General features: G+C 32.2%; 1 protein-coding gene and 1 pseudogene. One reads left to right on the forward strand and one right to left on the reverse strand.

Annotation, left to right across the window (positions count from 1 at the left end):
• A pseudogene (locus H5072_RS20985) lies at nucleotides 1-215 on the forward strand (hypothetical protein); the annotation flags it as partial.
• A gap of 184 nt (nucleotides 216-399) precedes the next feature.
• On the opposite strand, the gene H5072_RS20575 reads toward H5072_RS20985, so the two are convergent.
• Nucleotides 400-537 carry a hypothetical protein gene (locus tag H5072_RS20575; protein WP_182694651.1) on the reverse strand — a complete coding sequence of 46 codons (138 nt, stop codon included), beginning with the start codon at nucleotides 535-537 and terminating at the stop codon, nucleotides 400-402.
• Nucleotides 538-861: the final 324 nt, after the last annotated feature.

An 861-nucleotide genomic window follows, 5' to 3' on the forward strand; every position in this document is an offset into this window, starting at 1 on the left:
TAGGCTTGTATTTATTGCTAGTTGCTTTATCAACAATAGCAACAAAGATTGTTGGCTTTGATGAGATGACTCAAAGTACCTCATTAGCTTTTACTTATTACGTCCTCGGATTTGTAACCTTTTTAATCGTGTATTTTTACTTAGGCTATAAGCATGAAGTTAGGATGACACCCATTCTAACTTTACGGAAATTATCAATAATTGCAGTGAGTTAAGTTAAATTCATGAAAATGAATCACGTAAAAACAGAACTGTATTGGTAAGATGAAAATAAAAATAGATAGATCAATAGGCGACAACAATTTTTATTAAAAAATACTAAACAACTCGGCTTCATTGAGCCTAATTTCCTTTAAAATAAAAGCGGAATATTACCCACGTTATGATGATCCCCAACTGCTAGGTTTTTTCTGCTGCATCGCTTATTTTAACAAATATATTTTGCCCACCAGAGTAAAAAAACACCCACACCAAATTTCCAGTAATACCTTCCAAAACGTCAATTAAAGCAACAGCTAACAATTTTTTATATTCCACGTGAAATACAGTAACGATTGAACCAAAATAGGAACTCAGCTATGGTTTGTTTATCAAAAAAATAAAAAACGAGTTAATCTACAGGCTCGTTAAGATTAAAGAAACTAATTAATTGAATCTGACTGTTAGAGCTATTCTACAGCCTCGTTGTATTGCTAAAGGATTATCGTGAAATATTCTAGGATTGTACTCTTTTCAGTAGGCTTGTATTTATTGCTAGTTGCTTTATCAACAATAGCAACAAAGATTGTTGGCTTTGATGAGATGACTCAAAGTACCTCATTAGCTTTTACTTATTACGTCCTCGGATTTGTAACCTTTTTA

It is taken from the genome of Pseudoalteromonas sp. SR45-5 (assembly GCF_014163565.1).
GTDB lineage: Bacteria > Pseudomonadota > Gammaproteobacteria > Enterobacterales > Alteromonadaceae > Pseudoalteromonas > Pseudoalteromonas distincta.